We start from the raw sequence: 22,290 nt of genomic DNA, 5'->3' as shown, positions 1-22,290 counted from the left end.
TCACCCCGGTGCCTCAGATCTCGGCGCGCACCGCTCCGCCGCGGAGGAGGGGAAGCAGTGCCGCCGCCGTCACCACTGCGGCCGCGGTGAGCACGGCAGCCACGAACCCGCCCGTCGCCAGGACGGCCGCGATCGTGCCGAAGACCGCGATCCCGAGTCCGCCGCCGAGCGCGAAGCTCACCTCCTGGATCGCGCCGACCTGCCCGGCGTGGTCCTCCGTCGTCACCTCGAACAGAGCGGTCGCGGCGAGGGTCCCGCCGACGCCGAAGCCGAGCCCGACCAGCACCAGCGGAAGGGCGACGAGAGCGGGATCGAGCGCGAGCCATCCGAGTCCGGCGGCCTGCAGCAGCAGGACCAGCACGGTGAGCCGGTTCGCCGAGAGCCACCGGAGCGCGACGGGTGCGAGGACGCCGCCGAGCGCGATCGCGACGGCCTGCGGCAGCAGTGCGATGCCCGCCTCCGCAGCACTCTGGCCCCGCGTGTCCTGCAGGTGCAGACTGACCAGCAGGACCGAGGCCGCTGAGGCACCGCTGGCGACGATGATCCGGATCACGGCGGGGCTGAAGCCCGGCACCCGGAACACGCTCATGTCGATCAGCGGGTCGCGGAGGCGACGTTGCCTGCGCACGAAGAACACCAGACTCACCACGGCGATGACGGCCGCCACCGCCGCGGACGCGGGCGCTGCGAGGATCTCGTGCAGCGCGAAGACGAGGGCGCCGAGCGCCACGATCGAGGAGAGGATGCTGAGCACGTCCCAGGACGGCCGCTGGGAGCTGCGCGAATCCGGCACGAGCCAGATCGCGAGCGCTCCGGCCAGCACCGCGAGCGGCACGCTGCCCAGGAGCAGCCAGCGCCAGCCGGGGCCCTCTGCCAGGATGCCGCCGAGCACGGGCCCGAGTGCGCTTCCGGTGCCGAACGTCGCGGTCCACAACCCGTAGGCGAGCACGCGCTCCCTGGCGTGGAACTTCGCTCCGATGGTGGCGACGACTCCCGCGACCACGAACGCCTCCGCGACGCCGAGCAGCGCACGGACCACGATCAGCAGCAGACCGCTCGTGGCCAGACCACCCACCACGTTGAGCACCGCGAACCCCGCCAGCCCGATCAGCACGATCGTCTTCCGGCCGAACGCATCCCCGATCCGCGCCGCCACGATCAGCGTCGCGGCGAGCGACAGCGCGTACACGTCCACGAGCCAGAGCCCCTCGATGTCGCTCAGGTGCAGCTCGGCGCGGATCGCCGGGAGGGCGGTGGAGACGCTGCTGATCGCGAGCGCCCCGACGAGGATTCCGAGCAGAAGGGGGACCATGGCGAACCACAGCCGAAGGGTCGAGCGCTGTCCGAGAAGAGAGGGGGTCGAGGTCACGATCTCATTCTGTAAAGTACAGGCAGGAGCGACAAGTACGGTCATTTCTGACACGTACTTACCGTTTGGATACCGAGGAGGCTCCGATGCGCGAGAAGACCGAGCGGATCATCCACGAATGGACCGACTCCTGCGACGCCGAGGTGTCGATCGCCGTCCTCGGCGGCGCCTGGAAACCCAGCATCCTGACCCTGCTCGGCGAGCACGGGGTGCTGCGCTTCGGCGAGCTCGGACGACTCCTGAAGGACCCCACCGCCCGGGTGCTCACCCGCCAGCTGCGGGAGCTCGAAGACGACGGGCTCATCATCCGCACCGTGTACCGGCAGGTTCCGCCCAAGGTCGAGTACCGGCTCAGCGAACTGGGCGCGAGTGCCGCTCCCCTGCTCGCCGAGCTGACGACGTGGGGCACGCTCTACGCCGGGACGCAGCGCGAGGCGTCCGCCGCGAAGACCGACGAAAACGAAGCCGTCGCCTGATCGGCGCCCGGCGCATCCGGCGATGCGCTTTGGCCATCGCCCCCGCGACGGGTAGGCTTTCCCTCACCTGCTCTCGAGCGGGTTCGGGGCTGTAGTTCAATGGTAGAACTTCTGCTTCCCAAGCAGACAGCGCGGGTTCGATTCCCGTCAGCCCCTCCACAAGGTCAACCGAGTTCGACGCGCCGCCCCGTGCCCATCTCTTCCGCGTCGCTGCTGGTCACGACGGCGTAGACCCCGTGCGGCACCCCTGGCAGATTCGCCACCTGGCGGGCCAGCTCGATGAGGGCGTCCTCGGGGGCGTTCCAGACGAAGAAGAGATACTCGTCGCCGAGTTCCTCCCCATCGTCGAACACCTCCCCCGACCCGGAGCCCTCCTCCAGCTGGAAGAGGAAGCCCTCCTCGATGGTCTCGATCCAGGGGAAGGGGTAGTCCCCTTCGGCGAGCCCTTCGGTGGGAGTCAGCGGAACGTGGATCTCGACGACGAGGTCACTCATGCGAACGCCTTTCTTCCTTGTCTGCATCGATCGGACGGTAGCGCTGCACGGATACTCCCGAGCGGAACTCATGGCGGTCCACGAGGTCGAGTTCCAGGCGCTCGGGCAGGCCGTCGAGCAGCCGCGGCCCGTGGCCCGCGACGACCGGGTGCACGACGAACACGTACTCGTCGATGAGTCCCCGCTCGGCGAGCGTCAGCGGGAGTCGGACGCCTCCGACGGAGAGTCCTTCGCCGGGTTGCTGCTTCAGCCGCTCGACGGTCGCGGCCAGGTCTCCCACGACCAGCTCAGCGTTCCAATCGACCCTCTTCAGCGTGCTCGACACGACATGCTTCTTGGTCCGGTCGATGGCCTCGGCGAACGGGATCTCCCACTCGTCCATCCAGTCCGGCCAGACGCCCGAGGCGGGCCGGCGCCACGCGGAGTCCATCATCTCGTAGGTCACCCGACCGTAGAGGAGCGCATCGGAGCGCTCCATCTCGGCCGTCCAGAAGCGCATCGACTCCTCATCCGGCGGGAGGCCGGCTTCGTGGTGACAGCAGCCGTCGAGGGTGACGTTGATCGCATAGCGAAGTGGTCTCATCTCGTCGCTCTCCTTCGATGCGCCGCGCGGTTCCCTCGGTTCGGCTCAGGATACGTCGTACACCTCTCCCACGGGAACGGCCACGGGGAGGACGTTGCCCGGCTGCGCGAGCGGACACGCCCACGCCGGGTCGTACGCGCACGAGGGGTTGTACGCGAAATTGAAGTCGAGCACGATGGTCCCGCGAGCCGGATCGGACCCGAGGTCCGCACCCTTGATCGTGTCAATCAGGTAGCGGCCACCGCCGTACGTGCCGCCGGGGCGCCCGGCCAGCGCGTCCCGCACGGGGATGAAGAGGCCGCCGCCGTACGACATCAGTCGCCAGACGTCGAGCGACCCGACGTCCGGGACCTCCACCCGCCCGATGCGCTCGAACGGCACGACGCCGTCGGTCCCGGTCGGGAACTCGAAGCCACCGGGATCGGCCGGAAGGATCGGCAGCTCGAAGCGCCACTGCGGATCGTACGAGGCGATGGGCAGCCCCTCGAACAGCACGCGGTCCTCCGGCAGCAGCGGCGTCGCCGGATGGCGACGCATCAGGTCGTCGCGCTCGATCCGCCAGAGCTCATGCGCGTCCTCCGGCGACTCGGCACGGCGGACAGCGTCGTAGAGCGCGAACACGCGGCGTCGCCAGTCCACGACCTCGAGCGCCGTACGTGCAGGAGTGGTCGTCATCGCCCCAGGCTACGGGGCGATCCGGGAGGACGCGATCATGTCCGCATATCCCGACTCGTACGTCGGATGCTCGAGCGTTCCCAGGAGCGAGAGCAGCAGCGAGCCGTCGTGCACCAGACCACTCGGCACCCCCGATCCGCTGTCCGGCGGCACATCGACGCCGAGCTGCGCGGCGAGGAACCGCACGACGTCCCCGAGCGGGGCGGGCTTCCGGTCGACGGCGTGCAGGAGCGCGGGCGGGTCGTCCATCCGCAGCATCAGGTCGAGTGCGCGCACCAGGTCGGACTCGTGGATCCGGTTCGTGCGTCGAGCGTGATCGACGCCCTCCCCGGCGCGCACCCTCCGCAGCAGGAACTCGCGACCGGGACCGTAGATCCCGGCCGGGCGGACGACCACCGCATCGAACAGGTCGGCCGCGGCCCGCTCGCCGTCGCGGATCGCCGCAGAGCGTCCGCTCTCCGCCACGGGCTCGTCCCGCTCGGTGATCGGGCGCTCGGCCGTCGTCCCCTCGAACACCCCGGTCGACGAGACGAAGACCGTCCGGGCAGGGACGCGGGGCAGGGCGTCCCCGAGATGCGTCAACGCTGTGCGGTAGGCGGTCGGCCCCTCTCCCGGCGGCAGCGTGACGAGCACGGCATCGACCTCTGGCAGCGGCGACGGCAGGGGGGCGGACAGGTCTCCGCGGACCCCGGTGACACCGGCGGGCAGCGCGCCGTCCCCGCGCCGCAGGGCGAAGACCTCGCCGCCCGCAGCGAGGAGCCGCGGGGCGAGGCGCGCGCCGAGCTTGCCGAATCCGACGAGAAGGGTGCGACGAGGCGCCGGCATGTGATCCATCGCTCCCAATGTCCCACAGACGATGAGAGCGCCGCACCCTCCGAGGGGATGCGGCGCTCGCGCAGGTCGAGGGGCGCTACTCCGCCGCGGCGATCTTCTTGGCGTCGTCCGTGTTGAGCAGACGGAACAGGAGCGCCGCGATCACGGCGCCGACGACCGGGGCCACGATGTAGAGCCACAGCGAGCTCCAGGCGAAGTGACCGCTGACCGACAGCCCCAGCGCCACCGCCGGGTTGAAGCCGCCGCCCGAGATCGAGCCGACGGTCGCCGCGCCGACGAACACGGTCGCACCGATCGCGAGACCGTAGAACGAGTTGCCCGCGGTGTCCTTCGACGTGGCCGTGTTCAGCACGACCCAGACGAGGATGAGCGTGAACAGCGCCTCGACGAGGAACGCCGGTCCCACCTCGATGACCATGGCCTTCTCGCCCACCGGCCAGACCGAGAGCGAGACGAGCGCCGCCACCGCTCCACCCACGAACTGGGCGACCACATAGGCGATGAAGTCGACGACGCTCAGGCCGCCGCGCAGGAACACGCCGACCGAGACGGCCGGGTTGAGGTGGGCCCCCGAGATGTGGCCCGTCGAATAGACGAGCACCATCAGGGTGAAGCCGATCGCGAGCGGCGTCAGCGGGCTGTCGCTGTTCACCGCCGCGATGATCGCGAGGACGAAGAGGAAGGTGGCGATCGCCTCTGCGAGCGCCGTACGTACCGTTCCGGTCATGAGAATGCCCTTTTCTGTGGGAATCGAGAAAGGAAGCGCTGCCCGTTCCACCCGCGATCTCCGGGCCGACGCACCCGTCTTGCGGCACCGACAGTAGCGGGACGATCTCGGCGGCTCCGGATGCCGCGCGGTGAAGCTGTGAATCCGCTGAACACGAACCGACCGATGCGGATCCGTCGCCGCGCTGTCAACCCCGTGGCGGCCCTCCCGTGGTTGCTCCTACCGTGCAAGGATGACGACCGAGACTGCGCCCCGCGCCGAGACTCCCACGCGGCTGCGGCGCGCGATCACCGGCCCGCTCCTGTTCGCCTTCATCCTGGGCGACGTCCTGGGAGCCGGCATCTACGCGCTGATGGGCGTGCTCTCCGAGAAGGTCGGCGGGATGCTCTGGGCGCCCCTGCTGCTGGCACTGCTGCTCGCCCTGCTCACCGCGGGTTCCTACGCCGAGCTCGTCACGAAGTACCCTCGCGCCGGGGGCGCAGCCGTCTTCGCCGAGCGTGCCTTCCACAGCCCGCTCGTGTCGTTCCTCGTCGGGTTCAGCATGCTCGCCGCCGGTGTGACCAGCGCCGCCGGCCTCGCGATCGCGTTCTCCGGCGACTACCTGAGCACCTTCTTCGATCTGCCGACGATCCCCGTCGCGATCGTCTTCCTCGCCGTCGTCGGCCTGCTGAACGCGCGCGGCATCCGCGAGTCGATGGGCGCCAACCTCGTGATGACCGCGATCGAGCTCAGTGGCCTGGTGATCGTCGTCGCCGTCGTGGCGGTGTTCGTCGGCGGCGGAGGCGGCGACCTCTCGCGCGTCGCCGAAGCCCCCGAGGGGACGAGCGTCGCCATCGCGGTCCTCTCCGGCGCGGTCATCGCCTACTACTCGTTCGTCGGTTTCGAGACCTCCGCGAACATGATCGAAGAGGTGAAGGACCCCCGGCGCACCTATCCGCGCGCCCTGTTCGGCGCGCTCTTCACCGCGGGCGCCGTGTACGTCCTGGTCGGTCTGGCCAGCTCCATCGCCCTCCCCTCGGAAGAGCTGCAGGAATCCAGCGGCCCGCTGCTCGCGGTCGTCGAGGCGACCGGGGTCGACATCCCCTCCTGGCTGTTCAGCCTGATCGCCCTGATCGCCGTCGCCAACGGCGCCCTGCTGACCATGATCATGGTCAGCCGCCTGACCTACGGGATGGCGGAGCAGGGTCTGCTCCCCGCGACGCTCGGCCGGGTGCTGCCGAAGCGGAAGACGCCGTGGGTCGCGATCCTCACGACCACTCTCGTCGCGATGGGTCTCACGCTCGTCGGGGACCTCGCCACGCTCGCCGAGACGGTGGTCCTGCTGCTGCTCGTCGTGTTCCTGAGCGTGAACATCTCCGTCCTCGTGCTGCGGCGCGACCACGTCGAGCACGACCACTTCCGGGTCTGGACCTTCGTGCCGGTGCTCGGGGTCGCATCCTGCATCCTGCTGCTCACCCAGCAGCGGCCCGTGGTCTGGCTCTTCGGCGCCATCCTGCTGGCTGTGGGTGGCATCCTGTACGTGCTGGCACGCTGGAGCCGCAAGCGCGCCACCGCGAAGACGACCGAGACCCACACCGACACCGACACCGACACCGAGGAGAACCATGAGCACGCCTGACCGCGACGCCGCAGACGAGATGACCAGCGAGGAGAAGCGTCACGACCAGCTGACGTCCGCGCCGGATGCCACGGAGGCCGACGCGGCCCCGCGCATCGAGGTCAGCGAGCACGACGGGAACACCCGGATCGACATCGCCCCCGATGCCCCCGTGCGCCCCGGCCCCGGCCCCGGCGTCGAGATCGACGAGGAATCCGACTGAGCCGAGCGCTCAGATGGCGGTCGCCGCGCCGACCCGCTCGCGCGTGGTCGTGACCGTGGCGAACCCGCGTGCGGCGAGGACGCTCTCGGTGCGACGCATGATGTCCGCGCCCGAGACGGCGGCGAGCGCGCCGGAAGCCGCGATGTCCGAGGTCGTCGTCGCATCCGTGACGAACTCGACCTCGTAGCCCAGATCCGCCGCCGCGCGGGTCGTGGTCTCGCAGCACTGCTCGGTGCGGATGCCGCAGACGACGAGCCGACGGATGCCCTGGCTCTCCAGCCGCTCGTGGAGGTCCGTCGACGCGAACGCGTTGATGGTCGTCTTCGTGAGCGCGGTCTCCGCGTCGTCCTGGCCGAGCTGGGCCATCACCCGCACCTGGCCGTTCTGCGGGTCGAACACTCCTCCGCTGCCCGGGTCGGCATGCGTGATCCACACCACCACGTCCCCGGACGCGCGCGCGCGATCGACGAGAAGGGCGATGTTGTCGAGCACGGCCGGATTCGCGGTGGTCGACCAGTCGTCGCGCCTGCGGAACGACTCCTGCGCGTCGATCACGAGCAGGGCCGTGGAGGAAGTGGTCATGCGCTCATCCTTCCCGGCACCGTCGCCGGCGACAAGACGGTTCCCGGTCGAAGATCGCAGGGATCCGGACAGGCCTCAGAGCCAGCCCTTGTGCTTGAACGCGGCATACAGGCCGAAGCCGAGCGCGACCATCATGCCGACCGCCATGGGATAGCCCAGCAGCCAGTGCAGTTCGGGCATGTGGTCGAAGTTCATCCCGTAGATCGTGCCGACCAGCGTGGGCGCGAACAGGATCGCCGCCCATCCCGAGATCTTCTTGACCTCGTCGTTCTGACGGATGCTGAGCTCTGTCATCCGCCGCATCTCCTCGTTCTGACGCCGCGCGACGATCGTCGACTCCACCGTGAGGGCGTTGTCCAGCACGGTGCGGAAGGTCGTCGCCCGGTCGCTGACGCGCAGGGTGTGGTCCAGCACATCGCGCAGGTACCGCTGCAACTCCTCGCTCACCCGGTACTTGTCCGAACCGCGGAGCAGCGCCTCGAGCATGCCCGACAGCGGCTGCGTCGCCCGCTGGAAGTCGATGACCTCCCTGCCCAGGTCGTAGATCCGCTGCGTCGCGTCGGTGTCCTCCTCGAACAGCTGACTCTCGATCTCGTCGATGTCGTTCTCGAGACCGGCGAGGACGGGAGCGTACTCGTCGACGACCTCGTCCAGGATCGCGTACAGCACGGCCTCGGGCCCGTGGGAGAGCAGCGCGGGGTCGCTCTCCAGCCGACGCCGCACCCGCCCGAGATCGGGGGACTCCGCGTGGCGGATCGTGACGACGAAGTCCGGGCCGACCAGGACGTGCACCTCGCCGAACTCGACCTCCTCGCTGTCGTCGAGGTACCGGGCGGGCCGCAGGACCATGAACAGCACGTCGCCATAGCGCTCCAGCTTCGAGCGCTGGTGCCCGGAGAGGGCGTCTTCGACGACGAGGGCATGGAGGCCGAACTCGTCGGCGACCTCGCGGATCTCCTCCTCGCTCGGGCGGTAGAGGCCGATCCAGCTCATGCCCCGGCGTTCCCGCATCCGCTCGAACGTCTCGCTCAGGCTCTGCGGGTTCTCGGTGCGGACACCGTCCACGTAGATCGCATTGTCGATGATCGCCATGGTGGCCCTCGCCCGGTCAGGCGGCGATCAGCCCGCGGGGGGAGCGACGCACGGCAGCGCGCTGTCGGTGATCGCCTGGTGGTACTGCTCGGCTGTGAAGGGCAGGCCGAACTCCGGAGCGGTCTCCCCGGACGCGGCCGGCGCCTTGGAGGCGATCGCCGCGAGTTCCCAGGAGAGGTGCTGGACGAAGGCGGGGCCGCCCGTCGAGTCGTTCAGCACGACCGCCACGGTGAAGCCGGTCTCGGGGTCGGAGTACGCCGCCGTGGCGTATCCGGGGGTCCATCCGTGCTGACCGATCATCGAGCCGACGAGGAACCCACCCCCGGTCGCCTGGAACCAGGACGGCGCCTTGTCGTCCGCGGGAAGCGGCGACCCGAAGCGGTTCGGCTCATCCTTGGTCCGCAGCGCCTGCGTGGCCTCGGCCTGCGCGTAGCGGCCGAGGTCGGTGATCGTGGAGACCGCGCCGGAGTCGGTGAACCCGGAGGTGGAGGACAGCTTCGTGGTGTCGACCGGAGCGGCGCAGTTGTATCCGCCCTCGACGGGAGACATGTAATGGCCCTTGAGGGCGGGAGACGGCTCGGGCGCGGAGGCTCGCGGACCGGGGAGCGAGGTGTCCGCGAGGCCGAGGGGCTCCGTGACGTACTCGGCGATCAGCTCGGAGGCCGTCATCCCGGTCGCGCGCTCGAGAGCGAGGCCGAGCATCAGGTATCCGGCGTCGGAATCGCGGTAGGTGGTGTGCGGGGCCACGCGCTCACGGGCCAGGCCGTAGCCGGCGAGCTCGAGGGGAGCCCACACGCGCTCGGGCGTGTTGACCCATGCCGCCTTCACGGTCTCCTCCGAGGACCCGATGCCGCTCGTGCCGTTGCAGAGGTCGAGGAGCGTGATGTCGGACATGTCCGCGACGCCGGAAACGTACTCGGGCACGGGGGCGTCGAGCTCGACGGTTCCCTCGTCCGCGAGCGCGTAGAGCACGTCGCACGTCATCAGACGGGTCACATCGGCGATGCGGAAGGACATGTCGGTCGACAGCTCCCCTCCGCCCTCGCGACTCTGGGTGCCGGTCGCGGAGACCCAGCTGCCGCTCCACGGGACCCAGACGCCCACGATCGCACCCGAGGCCCCGGAGGCGGCGATCGCGTTGTCGACGGCAGCCTGCATCGCCGCGACGGTGTCGTCGGGCAGCGCTCCGTCGACCTGAGCGGGCGGCGTGTACGAGAACGATTCCTCGGACGAGCATCCGGTCAGGGCCAGAGCGAGCACGGCCGCCGTCGCTGTTGCGGCGCGCCACCGGCGCGACGAGAGAAGCTGCATGTGAAGAACCCCCGAAGACGTGTCTCCCGATTCTAGAGCGCCGATGCTGAAAGCCCGCCCCGCGGCCCTCCCTCGACCTCGCGCGTAAGGTGGTCGGCGTGCCCCACACCTTCGATCCCGACGTGACCAGCGCCGTCCTCCGCCACATGAACGGCGACCACACCGACGACAACCTCCTCATCGCCCGCGCGTTCGCCGAGCCGTCCGATGCCGCCATCACGGCGTCGATCATGACCGGTTTCGACGGAGAGGCCGGCGTCTGGGATGTGACGCGAGGGGATGCCGTGTCCGAGCTGCGCGTCCCCTGGCCCGGAGGCCCCATCGACGACCGGCCCGCCGTGCGTCGCGAGATCGTCGCCCTCTACGACGCCGCCTGCGCGCGCCTCGGGGTCGAGCCCCGCCCGCACGCCTGACCACCTCCGCGGCTCCGTCGCGGGCGTCTGCGACGTCGGACTTCCATATGAGGTAAGGCTCCCCTTACACTGAGGTCATGTCCGAGATCCTCTCCTTCTCCGCCGCCCTGCGCGAGCGTTCGTCCGGATCGCACTCCCGCAGCGAGACCGCCGGATTCATGTCCGACCTCCTGAAGGGCGAAGGCTCCCGCGAGGACTACATCTCCCTGGTCGCCCAGCACTACTTCATCTACGAAGCCCTCGAGAGCGCGGGCGAGCGCATGCGCAAGGATCCCGTCGCCGCCGTGTTCATCAGCGACAAGCTGACCCGTCTGCCCGCGCTGGAGGCCGACCTCGAGTTCCTCCTCGGGGCGGACTGGCGTGCACGGATCACCCCCCTGCCGACCACACGGCGCTACGTCGAGCGGATCAACCAGGTGGGCGCGACGTGGGCCGGCGGATTCGTCGCCCACCACTACACGCGCTACCTCGGCGACCTGTCCGGCGGCATCTTCATCGGTCGGGTCATGGCGCGGCGCTTCGGCTTCGAGACGAACGGCATCGGGTTCTACCTCTTCGACGACATTGCCGACCCCGCCGCGTTCAAGGACGTGTACCGCGAGCAGCTCGACGCCGCCCCGTGGGACGATGCCGAGCGCGAGCGCGTTATCGACGAGGTCCTCCTCGCCTACCGCTTCAACACCGAGCTGTTCGAGGACCTCGACCGCGCCCGCGTCGCCGCCTGACCCCCGCCGCTCCCCGGTTCGCCCGCGCGTCCCGCTCAGGTCTTCGGCAGCTCCGGGGTCGACCGCGCGATCCACGCGTCGCGCATGAAGCGACGCACATCCTCATCCACCCGGATGTCCCGGGGGCGCAACGGCCGCGACAAGTACAGGCCGTCCAGGGAGGTCAGCCGACTCAGCGCGACATAGGTCTGCCCGGGGGCGAAGGCACCGGAGCCGAGGTCGATGATCGCGCGTTCATAGGTCTTGCCCTGCGACTTGTGGATCGTGACGGCCCAGGCCAGCCGCAGCGGGAACTGCGTGAACTCGGCGACGACGTCACGCGACAGCTTCTTGGTGTTCGGGTCGTAGGCGTACCGGAACCGCTCCCAGACGGCGGGTTCCACATCCACCTCCTCGCCGTCGATGTCGACGCGCACCGCTCCCCCGAGGATGCGCGTGACGGTGCCGATCGTGCCGTTCACCCACCGCGGGGGCTCCCCCGACATGGCGGTGTCGTTGCGGAGGAACATCACCTGCGCGCCGACCTTGAGCTTGAGCTCCGATTCCGCGGGGAGGGCCGCCTCGCCGCGTCCGAAGTCGCCGTTGATCTCGGCGCGCGCGGTCTGCTCCTTGCCCGGCAGCGCGGCCAGGTGCCGGCTGTTGATGGCGTTCACGATGTCGTTGCGCGTCGCGAGCGTGATCATCGGCACCTCGCCCGGCTCGGGCTCCGGCGGGGTGCGCGCGCCCTGCGTGTTCAGGACGTCCGCGATCTCGGCGGTCACCCGGCCGTAGCGCACCGCGTTCAGCATCGACTTGAACCCGTCGTCGGACTGCCGGTGGATCTGCACCAGTTCGCGCACGTGCAGCTCGGCGCGGGTGTCGACCTCGAAGAGCCCCTCGTTCGCCGAGCCTGCCGAATCGCCCCCCGAGCCTGTGGGGCCGGCCCAGACCTTCGCGTCGAAGAACCAGAAGGAGCGGTAGTGGTCCTGCACGTAGCGGGCCTCGTCGCCACGCGGCGGCACGGGGGCGAGCTGGTACGGGTCGCCGAACATGACGACCTGCACGCCGCCGAACGGCTCACCCCTGCGGCCCCGCGCCTGCCGCAGCGAACGGTCGATGGCGTCCATCAGGTCTGCATTGACCATCGAGATCTCGTCGATCACGAGGGTCTCGATCGCGTTGAGGATCCGCCGGGTCGCGTCGTTCTGGTCGATGTCCGCGTCCCCGATCAGGCCGATCGGCAGCCGGAACAGGGAGTGGATGGTCTGCCCCTCCACGTTCAGCGCCGCGACACCGGTCGGCGCGCAGATCGCGATCTGCTTCTCGGTGTTCCACGCGAAGTGCTGGAGGAGCGTGGACTTTCCGGTGCCGGCGCGACCGGTGATGAACACGTGCTCGCTGGTGTCCTCGATGAGCCGGAACAGCTCTTGCTGCTCCTCGGAGAGGGCGGGAAGGGACACGGTTCTCACAGAGGCGGAGGGCGGACACGGGGCGCCCCACCATGCTACGTCCCGGCCTCCCGTCCGGGACGCCGACGCTCGGCGTCCCCTCAGGCCGCCCTCCTAGACTGACGCCATGGAGCGGGCCCGGAGGAGCGCGTCCCGGCGCGCGCGCCTGGGCGCTGACCTCGCGTTGCTCGCGGTGGTGGGCCTGATGCTCGTCGCCGCTCTCGGAGCCGGCGGTGCCACGCTCTATCAGCAGTTCTACGGCCCGTCCGCGTTCGTGGTGCGCTATCTCGACCTGCTCTCGTCCGGGCGCGCCGCCGATGCCCTCCGCGTTCCGGGCGTCGCGATCGACCGGGAGACCCTCGAGGAGGCCGGAATCGCACCCACCGCCTCCGAGGCGATGCTCCGGCGCTCGGCGCTCGCCCCGCTGACGGACGTCGAGGTGGAATCGGAGAAGCCCGCCGAGGGCGGCACGGCCGTCACGGTCAGCTACCGGGCGAGCGGACACGAGGGCACCAGCACCTTCCTCATCGAGCAGGACGGATGGGCGGGTGTCACGCCGAACTGGCGTTTCCGCACGAGCCCGCTGGCCGTCGTCGATCTCACGGTGCGCGGCAGCGACCGGTTCGCGGTGAACGGCTTCGAGGTCGACCGCCGTCAGGTCTCCGCGGCGGGGGTCGACGCGGCCCCGCTCGACCCGCTGCCCCTGCTCGTGTTCACCCCCGGCCTGTACTCCGTTTCGGTGGAGACGCCGATCGCGACGGCATCCGGCCACGGCGTGCTCGCCGACACCCCGCTCGCCGAGACGCCGCTCGACGTGCAGACCACGCCGACCGACGAGTTCGTCGAGGTCGTGCAGCAGCGCGTGGAGGAGTTCCTCACGCAGTGCACAACGCAGGAGGTGCTGCAGCCCACCGCGTGCCCGTTCGGGCTGCGCGTCACGAACCGCATCGCCTCTCCGCCGAAGTGGTCGATCGCCCAGCAGCCGACGGTGACGGTCGTCCCGGACGGCGCCCAGTGGCAGATCCCGCCCACGGATGCCGTCGCGCACGTCGACGTCGAGATCCGGTCGCTGTTCGACGGCTCGATCGACCCCGTGTCCGAGGACGTGCCGTTCCGCCTCAACGGCACGATCGTGATCCTCCCCGACGGCTCCGCGTCGATCAGGGTCGGGTCACCCGACGAGCCGACGATCGACTGACGGGAGCCGCGTGCGGCCTCAGCGGCCCTCGCTGCGACGATCGCGGTCGGCGAGAGCCGCGAGCTTGGCGTTGTACTCCTCGAGCTCGGCATCCCCCGTGCGATCCGCGTGCCGGTCGCGGCGCTTCTGCAGCTTGGTGTCGTTGCGGCTCCACTGGATCGCGACCGTGATCGCGAGGATCAGCGTGGGGATCTCGCCGATCGACCAGGCGATGCCACCGCCGACGTACTGATCCTGCATCGGGTCGGCACCCCAGTCGCGTCCCATCGCGCCGAACCAGTCCGCGACCATCAGCCCCTCCTGCATCATGATCGCGATGCCGAAGAACGCGTGCATGGCCATGACCGCGATCAGCGTGATCAGGCGTCCCGGGTACGGCAGGCGGTACGGGACGGGATCGGCGCCGATCAGGCTCATCACGAACAGGTAGCCGGAGATGAGGAAGTGGATCACCATCCACTCGTGGCCGAGGTGCTCGAACATCGACCAGCGCACCAGATCGGTGAAGTAGAAGGCCCACAGCGACAGGATGAAGATCGCGGCAGCGACGAACGGGTGCGTGACGACGCGGGCGAACGGCGAGTGCACGGCCCACATGATCCACTCGCGACCGCCGCGGGTACCGTCGTCCCGCTTGTGGACGGCTCGCAGCGCGAGTGTGACCGGCGCGCCGGAGACGAGCAGCAGCGGGATGGCCATCGACAGCATCATGTGCCCGAGCATGTGGATGCTGAACAGGTACTCCTGGTACGCGTTGATCGGCCCGCCGGTCACCCACACGAGCATCAGCATGCCCAGCACCCAGAACACGGTGCGGTGGATCGGCCAGCGGTCGCCGCGGCGGTGCAGACGCCACACTCCGGCGAGGTACAGGAACAGCCCGAAACCGGTGGCGACGAGCCAGAGAACGTCGATGTCCCACTGCGTGAACCAGCGCTCGAGGGTGAGCTCGGGCGGCAGCGGCGACCCGGTGAGCACCTGGGCGGGCGTCTGCGCGAACGCGGCGGTCTCTCCGGTGGGCGGAGGGGTGCGCGCGAGGGCGGCTGCGGCACCGGACGCCAGCCCCATCAGGGCGACCTCGCACAGCACCAGCAGCCAGAACCAGCCGGCCGCGCGCGGACCGTCGAGCCGCGGGATCAGCCGTGCGCGGTACCACGCGCCGAGCAGCCCCATGCCGCCCAGCAGCGCCACCTTCGCGAGCACGATCCAGCCGTACGGCGTCCCCCAGAGGGCATCCCAGCCGCCGAGCGCGACGATCGAGCGGGTGACGCCTGACACGGCGACCACGGCGAACGCGGCGATCGCCAGGGAGGAGTAGCGGCGCACCAGGCTCGCCGTGTCGACGTCCTGGCGTCCGCGCAGCAGGACGAGCAGCAGCAGACCGCCGAGCCACACCGCCGCGCCGACCGTGTGCAGCAGGATCGAGTTGACCGCCATGTTGTGGCCGTCGAGGTCGCCGGCATGCCCCTGCGTCGCGAGCGGGAGGAAGGACGCGGCGGCGAGCAGCGCCGTGATCAGGGTGGGGGTCCACGACCGCCAGGCGAACGCGAGCACCGTGATGACGGCGCCGAAGATCGTGGTGATGAGCCAGGACTGCCCCAGCGGCAGCTCCAGCAGGAAACGGCCGAGCTGCGTGCCGAACTCCCGTTCGATGCTGAGCTGGGGGTTGAAGGCCGCCATGAAGGCCAGGAACCCCGCCAGACCCGCGGAGATCGTGAAGACGGCGGCGCCCACCGAGGCGATGTTGAGTGCCGCATCGAACGCCCGCTCGCCCGCACGCAGGCCGAACAGAGCCAGCACGAGGGAGCCGAGCATCACCGCCGCCGCGATGTTCATCACGAGCTTCGCGATCGGCGTGCCCCAGAGCACGAAGGGTCCCGGGTCCTGCAGGAGCGGTGGCTCGGCGCCGCCTCCGACGAGGAGCGCCAGGATCACGGCGACGAGCGCCGCGGCGAGGAGGAGGACGACTCCGGCGACGCGATACGCCGAAACGCGACTCGTCGACTCGCTGCGGGAACTCACCCCTCCAGCCTAGGCGCGCCCGGCAGGGAGAAAGCACGAAGGCCGCCCCCGACGAGCGGGAGCGGCCTGCGAAGACGTGCGGTCTTACTTGACGGCAGCCTTGAGCTTGGAACCGGCGGTCACCTTGACGCGCTTGCCGGCCGGGATCTTGATCTCGGCGCCGGTCTGCGGGTTGCGGCCCGTGCGAGCAGCGGTGTCGACCTGCTCGAAGGAGATCCAGCCCGGGATGGAGACCTTGCTGCCCTTGGCAACAGCGTCGGAGACCGTGGCGAACAGGGAGTCGAGGACACCGGAGACGGTGGCCTGGCTCTGGCCGGTGGCGGAAGCGATGCTCGCGACGAGCTCGGTCTTGGTGATGGACTTGTCAGCCATGTCATCCTCCAGCGACGAAGGACCGTCGCATCGTTGTGGGTATCGGAGCGGGTGCTCCTGGTCTGTCGACCGCCTCGAATGTACCAACCACCACCCGCATTTCCGCGTCATTTCGCGGGTTTTGGGCAATTACTGGGCGTGTCGCGTCACATTCGTCACTTCCGTCACAGATTCGCGCCCGCCCGAAGCCTGTCTCGGGCACCTGGGTGGCGTCCCCGCACACCTCCCCGATTCAGGCGATCACGCGAGAACAGGCGCTTTCGCCACCCATCTGCCTGATCCGGCGTGATCGCCTGAACCCAGCGAAGCGGCCGAGGGGCGGAGCGGGCCGGGGACGCGAAAGGGGCGAGGATCCGAAGATCCTCGCCCCTTGTCCGTTCCCGAGACGAGCTCAGGGAGCGGGAGTGCTTACCAGCTCGACTTGGTCACGCCGGGCAGCTCGCCACGGTGCGCCATGTCACGGAAGCGGACACGCGAGATGCCGAACTTCGTGAGGACACCGCGGGGGCGGCCGTCGATGACGTCGCGCGAACGCACGCGAGCCGGCGACGCGTTGCGCGGCAGCTTCTGCAGGCCGACGCGCGCGGCCTCGCGGGCCTCGTCGGTGGCGTTCGGGTCGATCAGGGTCTTCTTCAGCTCGGCACGACGCTCGGCGTAGCGCTCGACGATGACCTTGCGCTGCTCGTTGCGCGCGATCTTGCTCTTCTTAGCCATGGATCAACGCTCCTCTCGGAATTCGACGTGCTGACGGATGACCGGGTCGTACTTCTTGAGCACGAGGCGGTCGGGGGTGTTGCGGCGGTTCTTCTTCGTCACGTACGTGTAACCCGTACCTGCCGTCGAACGCAGCTTGATGATCGGACGGACGTCCTGAGCCTTCTTGGCCATTAGAGCTTCACACCCTTCGCCTGGAGGTCCTTGACGACGTTCTCGATGCCGCGCACGTCGATCACCTTGATGCCCTTGGCGGACACGTTCAGCGTGATCTTACGACCGAGCGACGGGACGAAATAGGTCTTCTTCTGCACGTTCGGGTCGAAGCGGCGCTTCGTCCGGCGGTGCGAGTGCGAGACGTTGTGACCGAAGCCGGGAACAGCTCCGGTCACCTGGCACACTGCTGCCATGATGTTGACTCCTTCTATACCGTGAGACCGGACGGCCTCACCCAAGATCCCTTGTCTGCACGCGACTCCACCTCGCCGCCCGCAAGACGAACTCAGGGACCGATCAGGAGGGGAAGCATGCGAACTGCGCACAGGAGCGTGCGCAGACGAAGAGTCAGTCTAGCACGGAGTCGCCACCGCGCAGGGCAGCCGCCTCCGCAGCGCCCCTCCCCCAGCGGAACGCCGACACCGTGGGGTCGCCGTCGATCCAGAAGCGCCAGGGGAACGCATCGGTCCCGGCCACACCCGCCACTCCGACGCGCGGACCGCTGATCACATCCGACCGCGGCGTCCCCAGCCAGAGCTCCGCCGTGGCGCCGTGCCACTCCAGGGACGTGATCGCGTCGATGCCGTCATGGACCGGATGCCGGAGGCCGACCGCCTGGCCGAGCCGCCCCGGCCCTCGAGCGAGGTCTCGGCGCCCCGTGCGGGTCAGCGGCAGGGCGGCACGTCGCCGGCGGGCGGCCGCGTCGAGGCCGGACACGATCTCTCCCGCGCGCAGCAGCACCCCGTCCCCCTGCCCCTCCGGTCCGCACGCCACGTTGATGCAGGAGTGGATGCCGTGGCTCAGGTAGACGTAGAGGTGCCCCGGCTCTCCCCACATCGTGGCGTTGCGCGCCGTGCGCCCCATCCGCGCGTGCGAACCGGGATCGGCGAGCTCGCCCGTGCCCTGACCGTGATACGCCTCGACCTCGGTGATGCGCACCCGCACCTCCACGGGTTCGCCGTCCTCGACCACCACCGTGCGCAGCTCCCCGCCGAGAAGGGTCGGAGCCACCTCGACGGCTGAACGCAGCACGTCGTCGCGGGTCGCCCGACGAAGCCGTCCCGACGCCGTCATCTCAGAACCGCGGCGCCGTCTGGCACCAGGACGCGTCGAAGCCGGTGAGGGCGACCATCTCCTCGCCGGAGTCCATGTCGATCAGGTGCGTCTCGACGTTCTCCGGAAGAGGCAGCAGCATCCCGTCGTAGGGGTTGTTCGCCAGGTCGGGGGCGATCACCACCGCCGCATACTGTCCGCTCGGGGAGGCGCACGCCTGCAGGATCGAGTCGGTGGAGGCGACCTCGACCAGCGGTGTCGCCTTGCCATCGTCGTCCACCCGGATGACCGCCTGCCCGACCGGGAGCCCGGCGTCGTCGCGCGCCACCACATGGCGGAGGGTTCCGCCGGGGAACGGGGTGATCGACGTGGCCGTGCCGTAGTCGGGATCGGAGGCCGCGAGCGGCTGCTCTGTCCCGTCGGCCAGGTTCAGCTCGACCACCGCGCCGTCGAGGCGTTCGACGATCGCGGTGTACGTGCCGCGGGAGATGCCCTGGATCGTGGCCGCGAGTCCGAGGGACTGCACGCCCGTGTCGGCGGAGCGGTCCACGAGCGACAGCGCGCCGTCGAAGTCGATGAACAGGACGGCCGCGCTGTCCGGCACGAACTGCCAGACGAAGACGCTCGCCTCCTGTCCGCCGACCTCGATGATCTGGGGTTCGTCTCCGCCGTTCAGCGACTGCGTCACGAGCACGCTCGCGCGCCCCTCGGTGTCGCTGAGCTTGCGGTCGGAGTAGCTGTAGCCGACGAGTCCGCCGCGCTCGGAGACCTGGATCGCGCCCACAGAGCCGTCGCCGGGCAGCTTCAGGTCGCGCTGGTCTCCGCCGTCGCGATCCATCACGATCAGGCGCGAGCTCTCGTCCTCCTCCACGGCGACCACGAGGTGCGTCGAGGTGGCTCGGAAGTCGTTGATCTTGTCGTGCTCGAAGACGGCGACCGCCTTCTCCCCGCTGAGGTCGGTGCGGAAGATCGTGTCCTTGCCGTCGACGTCGCGTCGGAGCAGGAAGATGCTCGACGCCGGCGTCTCGAAGCTGGTCGTCAGGGTCGCGGCGGGGCCGCCGCCCGCTCCGACGACGTCGGCCACCGTGACCGTGTAGGTCGTGGAGTCGTCGAGCGGCACCGTGAAGCGGACGCCGACGCCGCGGCCGGAGGCATCGACCGTGAACGGCACCGCGGGCTCGACGGACACCTGAGCCGGATCGATCTCGGCGAGGGACTGGTTCGCGGTGAGGATCACCCTGCTCCCGGACGACTCGATCGCCTGGGCGGCATCGACCTGCACCTCACTGATCCGCGGTCCCTGCAGGAGGCCGACGATGCCCAGTCCGGCTCCGACGAGAACCAGGACGCCGAGCACGGCGGCGAGCGTGAGCCCGAACCGGCGCGGCCGCGCAGGCTCGCGCTCCGGATCGTCCTCCGCCGGGTTGCCGCGCGTCGGCGGCGTGTACGGCTCGAAGGTCACCGCGCCGGCGACGGGCGCGGCGCCGACGGACACGGGCTCGGTGGGCAGCGGAACGGACGGCAGCGCGGTCGCCTCGACGTCATCGCGGGCAGCGGCCTCGAAGGCGGCCATCTTGCGGGCGGCTGCCTCCTGCTCGGCGACCTCCCGATCGCCGGCCTCGCGGATCGCGGCTTCGACCGCGGCCGGATCGGGTTCCTCCGCGGGGTGCGCCTCCGGGTCGGGCGTCGTGACGGCGCGGTCGATGCGCTCCGCCTCCGCCGCCTCCGCCGCCTCCCTGGCCGCGCGCATCTCAGCGCGCGTGCGAGGAACGGCGGGCACCTCGGGGCGCTCGTCGTCAGTACTCATAGGGGTCCCCGGGCTCCTCGATCGCGATGACGTCGGACGGTTCGATGCGGAGCTTGCCGTCCGTGTCGGCGCGCACCGTCCCGGTGACCTCGACCCACTGCCCGGTCGGGTACTCGCTCGGGTCCACCGACACCGGCAGGGCAGCCGTCTGCGCGTCGATCACGCAGTGGGTGATGACGAGTCGTGTGAGGTTCACTCCGTCGTCGTCCGCCGCATCGGGCGTCACGAAACCGGTGAGCTTCACCGTGGCACCGTCGTAGGCGGCCGTGTTGGTCGCGGCGGCGAACACGCTCGCCCAGTCGCCGACACCGAACGTCGAGGTGTCGGCCACGCCGAGCGCCACCGTGTCGGATCCGGCGAAGAGCGCCGTCTGCTCCCCGGCCCGCGACATCGCGAGCTCGACGGAGAGCGATGCGGGCGGGAGCACCAGTGCCGCGGCGACGACGCCCGTGGCGATCACTCCGCCGGCGACGGCACCCACCCCCGCGAGAGACGGACGTGCGGCCCGCGGCGGCGCGTCGGCCCCCTCGGATGCGGGGTCGCCGGGGTCGCTGGACGCAGCACTGCTGACATCGCCGGCGGTGCCGTGGTCATGTCCGTGATCGCCCTCCGCGCCGAGTGGCAGGGTGCACGACCAGATCGCCCCCGCGATCGTGACGACCGCGGCCGCACACGCGAACCACACCGATTCCGGGCTGATGTAGAGGGTGAGGCGACCGGTGACGCCGAGACCGAGCGTGACGACCGCGATCACGGCGGCGAGCCCCACACCCAGCCAGCGGGTGCCGAGGGCGCGCGCCCGGGAGATGGAGTGCTCAGGCAAAGACGTTCACCCCGATCCCGATCGCGAAGGCGGCGGCGACCACGATCCCGACGATCCCGGCGAGGGTGCGGCCGGTGAAGGTCGTGCGCAAGAGGGCGAGCATCTTGATGTCCACGAGAGGACCGACAAGCAGGAAGGCGACGATGGCGCCGGAGGAGAACGTCGAGGCGAACGACAGCGCGAAGAAGGCGTCGACGTTCGAGCAGATGGCCACGGTCATGGCGAGGGCCATCATCGCGACGATCGACAGCACCGGGTTCGACCCGATCGCCAGGAGCATGTCGCGAGGGATCAGCACCTGCACGGCTCCGGCGAGCGCGGAGCCGATCACGAGCGCCGGCATCACGGCGCGCAGCTCGATGAGGAACTGGGTGAGGCTGCGGCGCACAGGGGTGCCGGGCTCGTGGGTGACGCGCTCGCACGTGTCGACGAAGCGCTGCGTGAGCATGCCATCCGGGTCGGGGTGCCGGCTGTAGATCCAGCCGATCAGGTTCGCGATCAGGTAGCCGCCGACCAGGCGGGCGACGAGGATGCCGCCGTCCCAGCCGAACGCGGCGTGCGTGGTGAGGATCACGATCGGGTTCACGATCGGAGCCGCGATGAGGAACGTCATGGCCTCGGCCGGGGCGAGGCCGCGCATCATGAGTCCGCGCGCGAAGGGCACGTTGCCGCACTCGCACACCGGGATCAGCATCCCCAGCAGGGACAGCACCGCACGACGGGCCCACGCCCGCTTCGGGAGCCAGCGGTGGATGACGTCGGCGGGGAGCCACACCTGCACGACGATCGACAGCAGCACGCCGAGGATCACGAACGGCAGGGCCTCGATGAGCACACTGAGCGCGAGGGTGAGCCCGTCCTGCGCACGGGTCGGCAGCGAGGCGGGGAACAGGGTGGGCAGGAAGGCGTCGATCAGGAACAGCGCGGCGATGATGGCGGCACCGAGGCCGGCGCCGACCCACGCGGATCGGGGCGAGGGCGTCGGGCGATGGGTGTGGCCGTGACGGGTCGCCGTTGCTGCCGAGGGACTCACGCGGCCGCGGCCCTCTCCGCCTCGCGCTTGTTCGTGCAGGGCGTGCACAGTCCGAAGATGTCGACGACGTGGGCGGCCTCCGTGAAACCGTGCAGAGCGGCGGTGCGGTGCGCCCACTGCTCGACGTCCTTGGCCTCGATCTCGACCGTGAGGCCGCAGTTGCGGCAGATGAGGTGGTGGTGGTGCCCCTGGGTGGTGCAGGCGCGGTACAGCGCCTCGCCCTCGGGGCTCTGCAGCGAATCGGCGTCACCCGAGGCGGCGAGACCGGCGAGGGCGCGGTAGACCGTGGCGAGCCCGATGCCCGTGTTGTCGTCACGCAGCGAGGCGTGCAGCGTCTGCGCGCTCACGAATCCGCGCGCGTCGGCGAGTGCTTCGCGCACGCGTTCGCGCTGCCAGGTGTTCCGCTGAACCATACGACGAGTCTAGGCCGCAGGGCTCAGCGGGGGCTGGGAGCGTGGAAGGGCGGCCAGACGATTCGCGGAGGCGAGGACGAACGGCCGACGCCCCGCCGCGAGAACGTCGGT

Annotated in this window: 26 protein-coding genes and 1 tRNA gene; 7 read left to right on the top strand and 20 right to left on the bottom strand. The window is 70.0% G+C overall.

Annotated elements, in window-relative coordinates; all coding sequences use genetic code 11:
* Positions 1-13 precede the first annotated feature (13 nt).
* The gene (locus tag F6A08_RS02205) at positions 14-1,369 is read right to left on the bottom strand and encodes an MFS transporter (protein WP_192576666.1); all 1,356 of its coding nucleotides are present in this window, start codon (positions 1,367-1,369) and stop codon (positions 14-16) included.
* Between the two features lie 86 nt (positions 1,370-1,455).
* Here F6A08_RS02205 and F6A08_RS02200 point away from each other — a divergent pair, with 86 nt between their 5' ends.
* Both F6A08_RS02200 and F6A08_RS02195 read left to right on the top strand, forming a co-directional pair.
* The gene (locus F6A08_RS02200) at positions 1,456-1,845 is read left to right on the top strand and encodes a winged helix-turn-helix transcriptional regulator (RefSeq protein WP_151458475.1); all 390 of its coding nucleotides are present in this window, start codon (positions 1,456-1,458) and stop codon (positions 1,843-1,845) included.
* 85 nt (positions 1,846-1,930) lie between these two features.
* A tRNA-Gly gene (locus F6A08_RS02195) sits at positions 1,931-2,004 on the top strand.
* A gap of 5 nt (positions 2,005-2,009) precedes the next feature.
* On the opposite strand, the gene F6A08_RS02190 is transcribed toward F6A08_RS02195, so the two are convergent.
* From F6A08_RS02190 to F6A08_RS02170, 5 genes are all read right to left on the bottom strand, one after another.
* Positions 2,010-2,339, bottom strand: a complete 330-nt coding sequence (locus F6A08_RS02190) for a hypothetical protein (RefSeq protein WP_151458474.1) — start codon at positions 2,337-2,339, stop codon at positions 2,010-2,012.
* Positions 2,332-2,922 (bottom strand): dihydrofolate reductase family protein, encoded by a 591-nt coding sequence (locus F6A08_RS02185; RefSeq protein WP_151458473.1) that lies wholly within the window; start codon positions 2,920-2,922, stop codon positions 2,332-2,334. Before F6A08_RS02185 ends, F6A08_RS02190 begins: the two co-directional genes overlap by 8 nt.
* 45 nt (positions 2,923-2,967) lie before the next feature.
* Positions 2,968-3,597 (bottom strand): DUF1684 domain-containing protein, encoded by a 630-nt coding sequence (locus F6A08_RS02180; RefSeq protein ID WP_151458472.1) that lies wholly within the window; start codon positions 3,595-3,597, stop codon positions 2,968-2,970.
* A gap of 9 nt (positions 3,598-3,606) precedes the next feature.
* Positions 3,607-4,431 (bottom strand): Rossmann-fold NAD(P)-binding domain-containing protein, encoded by an 825-nt coding sequence (locus tag F6A08_RS02175; protein WP_225855701.1) that lies wholly within the window; start codon positions 4,429-4,431, stop codon positions 3,607-3,609.
* Between the two features lie 76 nt (positions 4,432-4,507).
* Positions 4,508-5,158 carry an MIP/aquaporin family protein gene (locus tag F6A08_RS02170; protein ID WP_017203544.1) on the bottom strand — a complete coding sequence of 217 codons (651 nt, stop codon included), beginning with the start codon at positions 5,156-5,158 and terminating at the stop codon, positions 4,508-4,510.
* Positions 5,159-5,390: 232 nt separating this feature from the next.
* On the opposite strand from F6A08_RS02170, the gene F6A08_RS02165 reads away from it, so the two are divergent.
* Together F6A08_RS02165 and F6A08_RS02160 are read left to right on the top strand one after the other, a co-directional pair.
* The gene (locus tag F6A08_RS02165; RefSeq protein WP_151458471.1) at positions 5,391-6,776 is read left to right on the top strand and encodes an APC family permease; all 1,386 of its coding nucleotides are present in this window, start codon (positions 5,391-5,393) and stop codon (positions 6,774-6,776) included.
* Positions 6,763-6,978, top strand: a complete 216-nt coding sequence (locus F6A08_RS02160; RefSeq protein ID WP_017203546.1) for a hypothetical protein — start codon at positions 6,763-6,765, stop codon at positions 6,976-6,978. The genes F6A08_RS02165 and F6A08_RS02160 overlap by 14 nt, the downstream gene beginning before the upstream one ends.
* A 9-nt stretch (positions 6,979-6,987) precedes the next feature.
* On the opposite strand, the gene F6A08_RS02155 is transcribed toward F6A08_RS02160, so the two are convergent.
* The 3 genes from F6A08_RS02155 to F6A08_RS02145 form a co-directional block, all read right to left on the bottom strand.
* The gene (locus tag F6A08_RS02155) at positions 6,988-7,560 is read right to left on the bottom strand and encodes an isochorismatase family protein (protein ID WP_151458470.1); all 573 of its coding nucleotides are present in this window, start codon (positions 7,558-7,560) and stop codon (positions 6,988-6,990) included.
* A gap of 75 nt (positions 7,561-7,635) precedes the next feature.
* The gene (corA, locus tag F6A08_RS02150; protein WP_017203548.1) at positions 7,636-8,652 is read right to left on the bottom strand and encodes a magnesium/cobalt transporter CorA; all 1,017 of its coding nucleotides are present in this window, start codon (positions 8,650-8,652) and stop codon (positions 7,636-7,638) included.
* Between the two features lie 27 nt (positions 8,653-8,679).
* Positions 8,680-9,963: a serine hydrolase domain-containing protein gene (locus F6A08_RS02145; RefSeq protein ID WP_017203549.1), complete on the bottom strand. Its 1,284-nt coding sequence runs from the start codon at positions 9,961-9,963 to the stop codon at positions 8,680-8,682.
* A gap of 98 nt (positions 9,964-10,061) precedes the next feature.
* On the opposite strand from F6A08_RS02145, the gene F6A08_RS02140 reads away from it, so the two are divergent.
* Complete coding sequence (locus tag F6A08_RS02140) at positions 10,062-10,376, top strand: DUF2470 domain-containing protein (RefSeq protein ID WP_151458469.1); 315 nt, start codon at positions 10,062-10,064, stop codon at positions 10,374-10,376.
* Between the two features lie 77 nt (positions 10,377-10,453).
* On the top strand, positions 10,454-11,101 hold the full coding sequence (locus F6A08_RS02135; RefSeq protein ID WP_017203551.1) for a biliverdin-producing heme oxygenase: 648 nt from the start codon (positions 10,454-10,456) through the stop codon (positions 11,099-11,101).
* Between the two features lie 35 nt (positions 11,102-11,136).
* Here the strand turns inward: F6A08_RS02135 and F6A08_RS02130 are convergent, their stop codons facing one another.
* A complete protein-coding gene (locus tag F6A08_RS02130) occupies positions 11,137-12,540 on the bottom strand; it encodes an ATP-dependent DNA helicase (RefSeq protein WP_192576665.1) in 1,404 nt (467 codons plus the stop codon).
* Positions 12,541-12,655: 115 nt separating this feature from the next.
* Here F6A08_RS02130 and F6A08_RS02125 point away from each other — a divergent pair, with 115 nt between their 5' ends.
* Complete coding sequence (locus F6A08_RS02125) at positions 12,656-13,726, top strand: hypothetical protein (protein ID WP_017203553.1); 1,071 nt, start codon at positions 12,656-12,658, stop codon at positions 13,724-13,726.
* An 18-nt stretch (positions 13,727-13,744) separates the two neighbouring features.
* On the opposite strand, the gene F6A08_RS02120 is transcribed toward F6A08_RS02125, so the two are convergent.
* The 10 genes from F6A08_RS02120 to F6A08_RS02075 form a co-directional block, all read right to left on the bottom strand.
* Entirely contained in the window at positions 13,745-15,748 is a 2,004-nt protein-coding gene (locus F6A08_RS02120; protein ID WP_151458467.1) for a bifunctional copper resistance protein CopD/cytochrome c oxidase assembly protein, read from the bottom strand.
* A gap of 84 nt (positions 15,749-15,832) precedes the next feature.
* On the bottom strand, positions 15,833-16,120 hold the full coding sequence (locus tag F6A08_RS02115; protein WP_017203554.1) for an HU family DNA-binding protein: 288 nt from the start codon (positions 16,118-16,120) through the stop codon (positions 15,833-15,835).
* A 408-nt stretch (positions 16,121-16,528) separates the two neighbouring features.
* Entirely contained in the window at positions 16,529-16,834 is a 306-nt protein-coding gene (gene rpsN / locus F6A08_RS02110) for a 30S ribosomal protein S14 (RefSeq protein WP_017203557.1), read from the bottom strand.
* Between the two features lie 3 nt (positions 16,835-16,837).
* A complete protein-coding gene (rpmG, locus tag F6A08_RS02105; protein WP_017203558.1) occupies positions 16,838-17,008 on the bottom strand; it encodes a 50S ribosomal protein L33 in 171 nt (56 codons plus the stop codon).
* Positions 17,008-17,244, bottom strand: a complete 237-nt coding sequence (gene rpmB, locus F6A08_RS02100; protein WP_017203559.1) for a 50S ribosomal protein L28 — start codon at positions 17,242-17,244, stop codon at positions 17,008-17,010. The genes rpmG and rpmB overlap by 1 nt, the downstream gene beginning before the upstream one ends.
* Positions 17,245-17,398: 154 nt before the next feature.
* Positions 17,399-18,124: a DNA-3-methyladenine glycosylase gene (locus F6A08_RS02095; protein ID WP_151458466.1), complete on the bottom strand. Its 726-nt coding sequence runs from the start codon at positions 18,122-18,124 to the stop codon at positions 17,399-17,401.
* A gap of 1 nt (position 18,125) precedes the next feature.
* Entirely contained in the window at positions 18,126-19,910 is a 1,785-nt protein-coding gene (locus tag F6A08_RS02090) for an Ig-like domain-containing domain (protein ID WP_225855700.1), read from the bottom strand.
* Entirely contained in the window at positions 19,900-20,733 is an 834-nt protein-coding gene (locus F6A08_RS02085; RefSeq protein ID WP_151458465.1) for a TIGR03943 family putative permease subunit, read from the bottom strand. Before F6A08_RS02085 ends, F6A08_RS02090 begins: the two co-directional genes overlap by 11 nt.
* Positions 20,726-21,766: a permease gene (locus F6A08_RS02080; protein WP_151458464.1), complete on the bottom strand. Its 1,041-nt coding sequence runs from the start codon at positions 21,764-21,766 to the stop codon at positions 20,726-20,728. Before F6A08_RS02080 ends, F6A08_RS02085 begins: the two co-directional genes overlap by 8 nt.
* Positions 21,763-22,179 (bottom strand): Fur family transcriptional regulator, encoded by a 417-nt coding sequence (locus F6A08_RS02075; protein WP_151458463.1) that lies wholly within the window; start codon positions 22,177-22,179, stop codon positions 21,763-21,765. Before F6A08_RS02075 ends, F6A08_RS02080 begins: the two co-directional genes overlap by 4 nt.
* Positions 22,180-22,290: the final 111 nt, after the last annotated feature.

It is taken from the genome of Microbacterium algeriense, from assembly GCF_008868005.1.
Classification (GTDB): domain Bacteria; phylum Actinomycetota; class Actinomycetes; order Actinomycetales; family Microbacteriaceae; genus Microbacterium; species Microbacterium algeriense.
Note: the sequence above shows the minus strand (reverse complement) of the source record. Positions and strands in the feature narration are given on the sequence as shown.

Coding starts and splice junctions, on each gene's coding strand:
- F6A08_RS02200 (WP_151458475.1), top strand. CDS start 1,456: ATGCGCGAGAAGACCGAGCGGATCATCCACGAATGGACCGACTCCTGC.
- F6A08_RS02190 (WP_151458474.1), bottom strand. CDS start 2,339: ATGAGTGACCTCGTCGTCGAGATCCACGTTCCGCTGACTCCCACCGAA.
- F6A08_RS02185 (WP_151458473.1), bottom strand. CDS start 2,922: ATGAGACCACTTCGCTATGCGATCAACGTCACCCTCGACGGCTGCTGT.
- F6A08_RS02180 (WP_151458472.1), bottom strand. CDS start 3,597: ATGACGACCACTCCTGCACGTACGGCGCTCGAGGTCGTGGACTGGCGA.
- F6A08_RS02175 (WP_225855701.1), bottom strand. CDS start 4,431: ATGGATCACATGCCGGCGCCTCGTCGCACCCTTCTCGTCGGATTCGGC.
- F6A08_RS02170 (WP_017203544.1), bottom strand. CDS start 5,158: ATGACCGGAACGGTACGTACGGCGCTCGCAGAGGCGATCGCCACCTTC.
- F6A08_RS02165 (WP_151458471.1), top strand. CDS start 5,391: ATGACGACCGAGACTGCGCCCCGCGCCGAGACTCCCACGCGGCTGCGG.
- F6A08_RS02160 (WP_017203546.1), top strand. CDS start 6,763: ATGAGCACGCCTGACCGCGACGCCGCAGACGAGATGACCAGCGAGGAG.
- F6A08_RS02155 (WP_151458470.1), bottom strand. CDS start 7,560: ATGACCACTTCCTCCACGGCCCTGCTCGTGATCGACGCGCAGGAGTCG.
- corA (WP_017203548.1), bottom strand. CDS start 8,652: ATGGCGATCATCGACAATGCGATCTACGTGGACGGTGTCCGCACCGAG.
- F6A08_RS02145 (WP_017203549.1), bottom strand. CDS start 9,963: ATGCAGCTTCTCTCGTCGCGCCGGTGGCGCGCCGCAACAGCGACGGCG.
- F6A08_RS02135 (WP_017203551.1), top strand. CDS start 10,454: ATGTCCGAGATCCTCTCCTTCTCCGCCGCCCTGCGCGAGCGTTCGTCC.
- F6A08_RS02125 (WP_017203553.1), top strand. CDS start 12,656: ATGGAGCGGGCCCGGAGGAGCGCGTCCCGGCGCGCGCGCCTGGGCGCT.
- F6A08_RS02115 (WP_017203554.1), bottom strand. CDS start 16,120: ATGGCTGACAAGTCCATCACCAAGACCGAGCTCGTCGCGAGCATCGCT.
- rpsN (WP_017203557.1), bottom strand. CDS start 16,834: ATGGCTAAGAAGAGCAAGATCGCGCGCAACGAGCAGCGCAAGGTCATC.
- rpmG (WP_017203558.1), bottom strand. CDS start 17,008: ATGGCCAAGAAGGCTCAGGACGTCCGTCCGATCATCAAGCTGCGTTCG.
- rpmB (WP_017203559.1), bottom strand. CDS start 17,244: ATGGCAGCAGTGTGCCAGGTGACCGGAGCTGTTCCCGGCTTCGGTCAC.
- F6A08_RS02095 (WP_151458466.1), bottom strand. CDS start 18,124: ATGACGGCGTCGGGACGGCTTCGTCGGGCGACCCGCGACGACGTGCTG.
- F6A08_RS02090 (WP_225855700.1), bottom strand. CDS start 19,910: ATGAGTACTGACGACGAGCGCCCCGAGGTGCCCGCCGTTCCTCGCACG.
- F6A08_RS02075 (WP_151458463.1), bottom strand. CDS start 22,179: ATGGTTCAGCGGAACACCTGGCAGCGCGAACGCGTGCGCGAAGCACTC.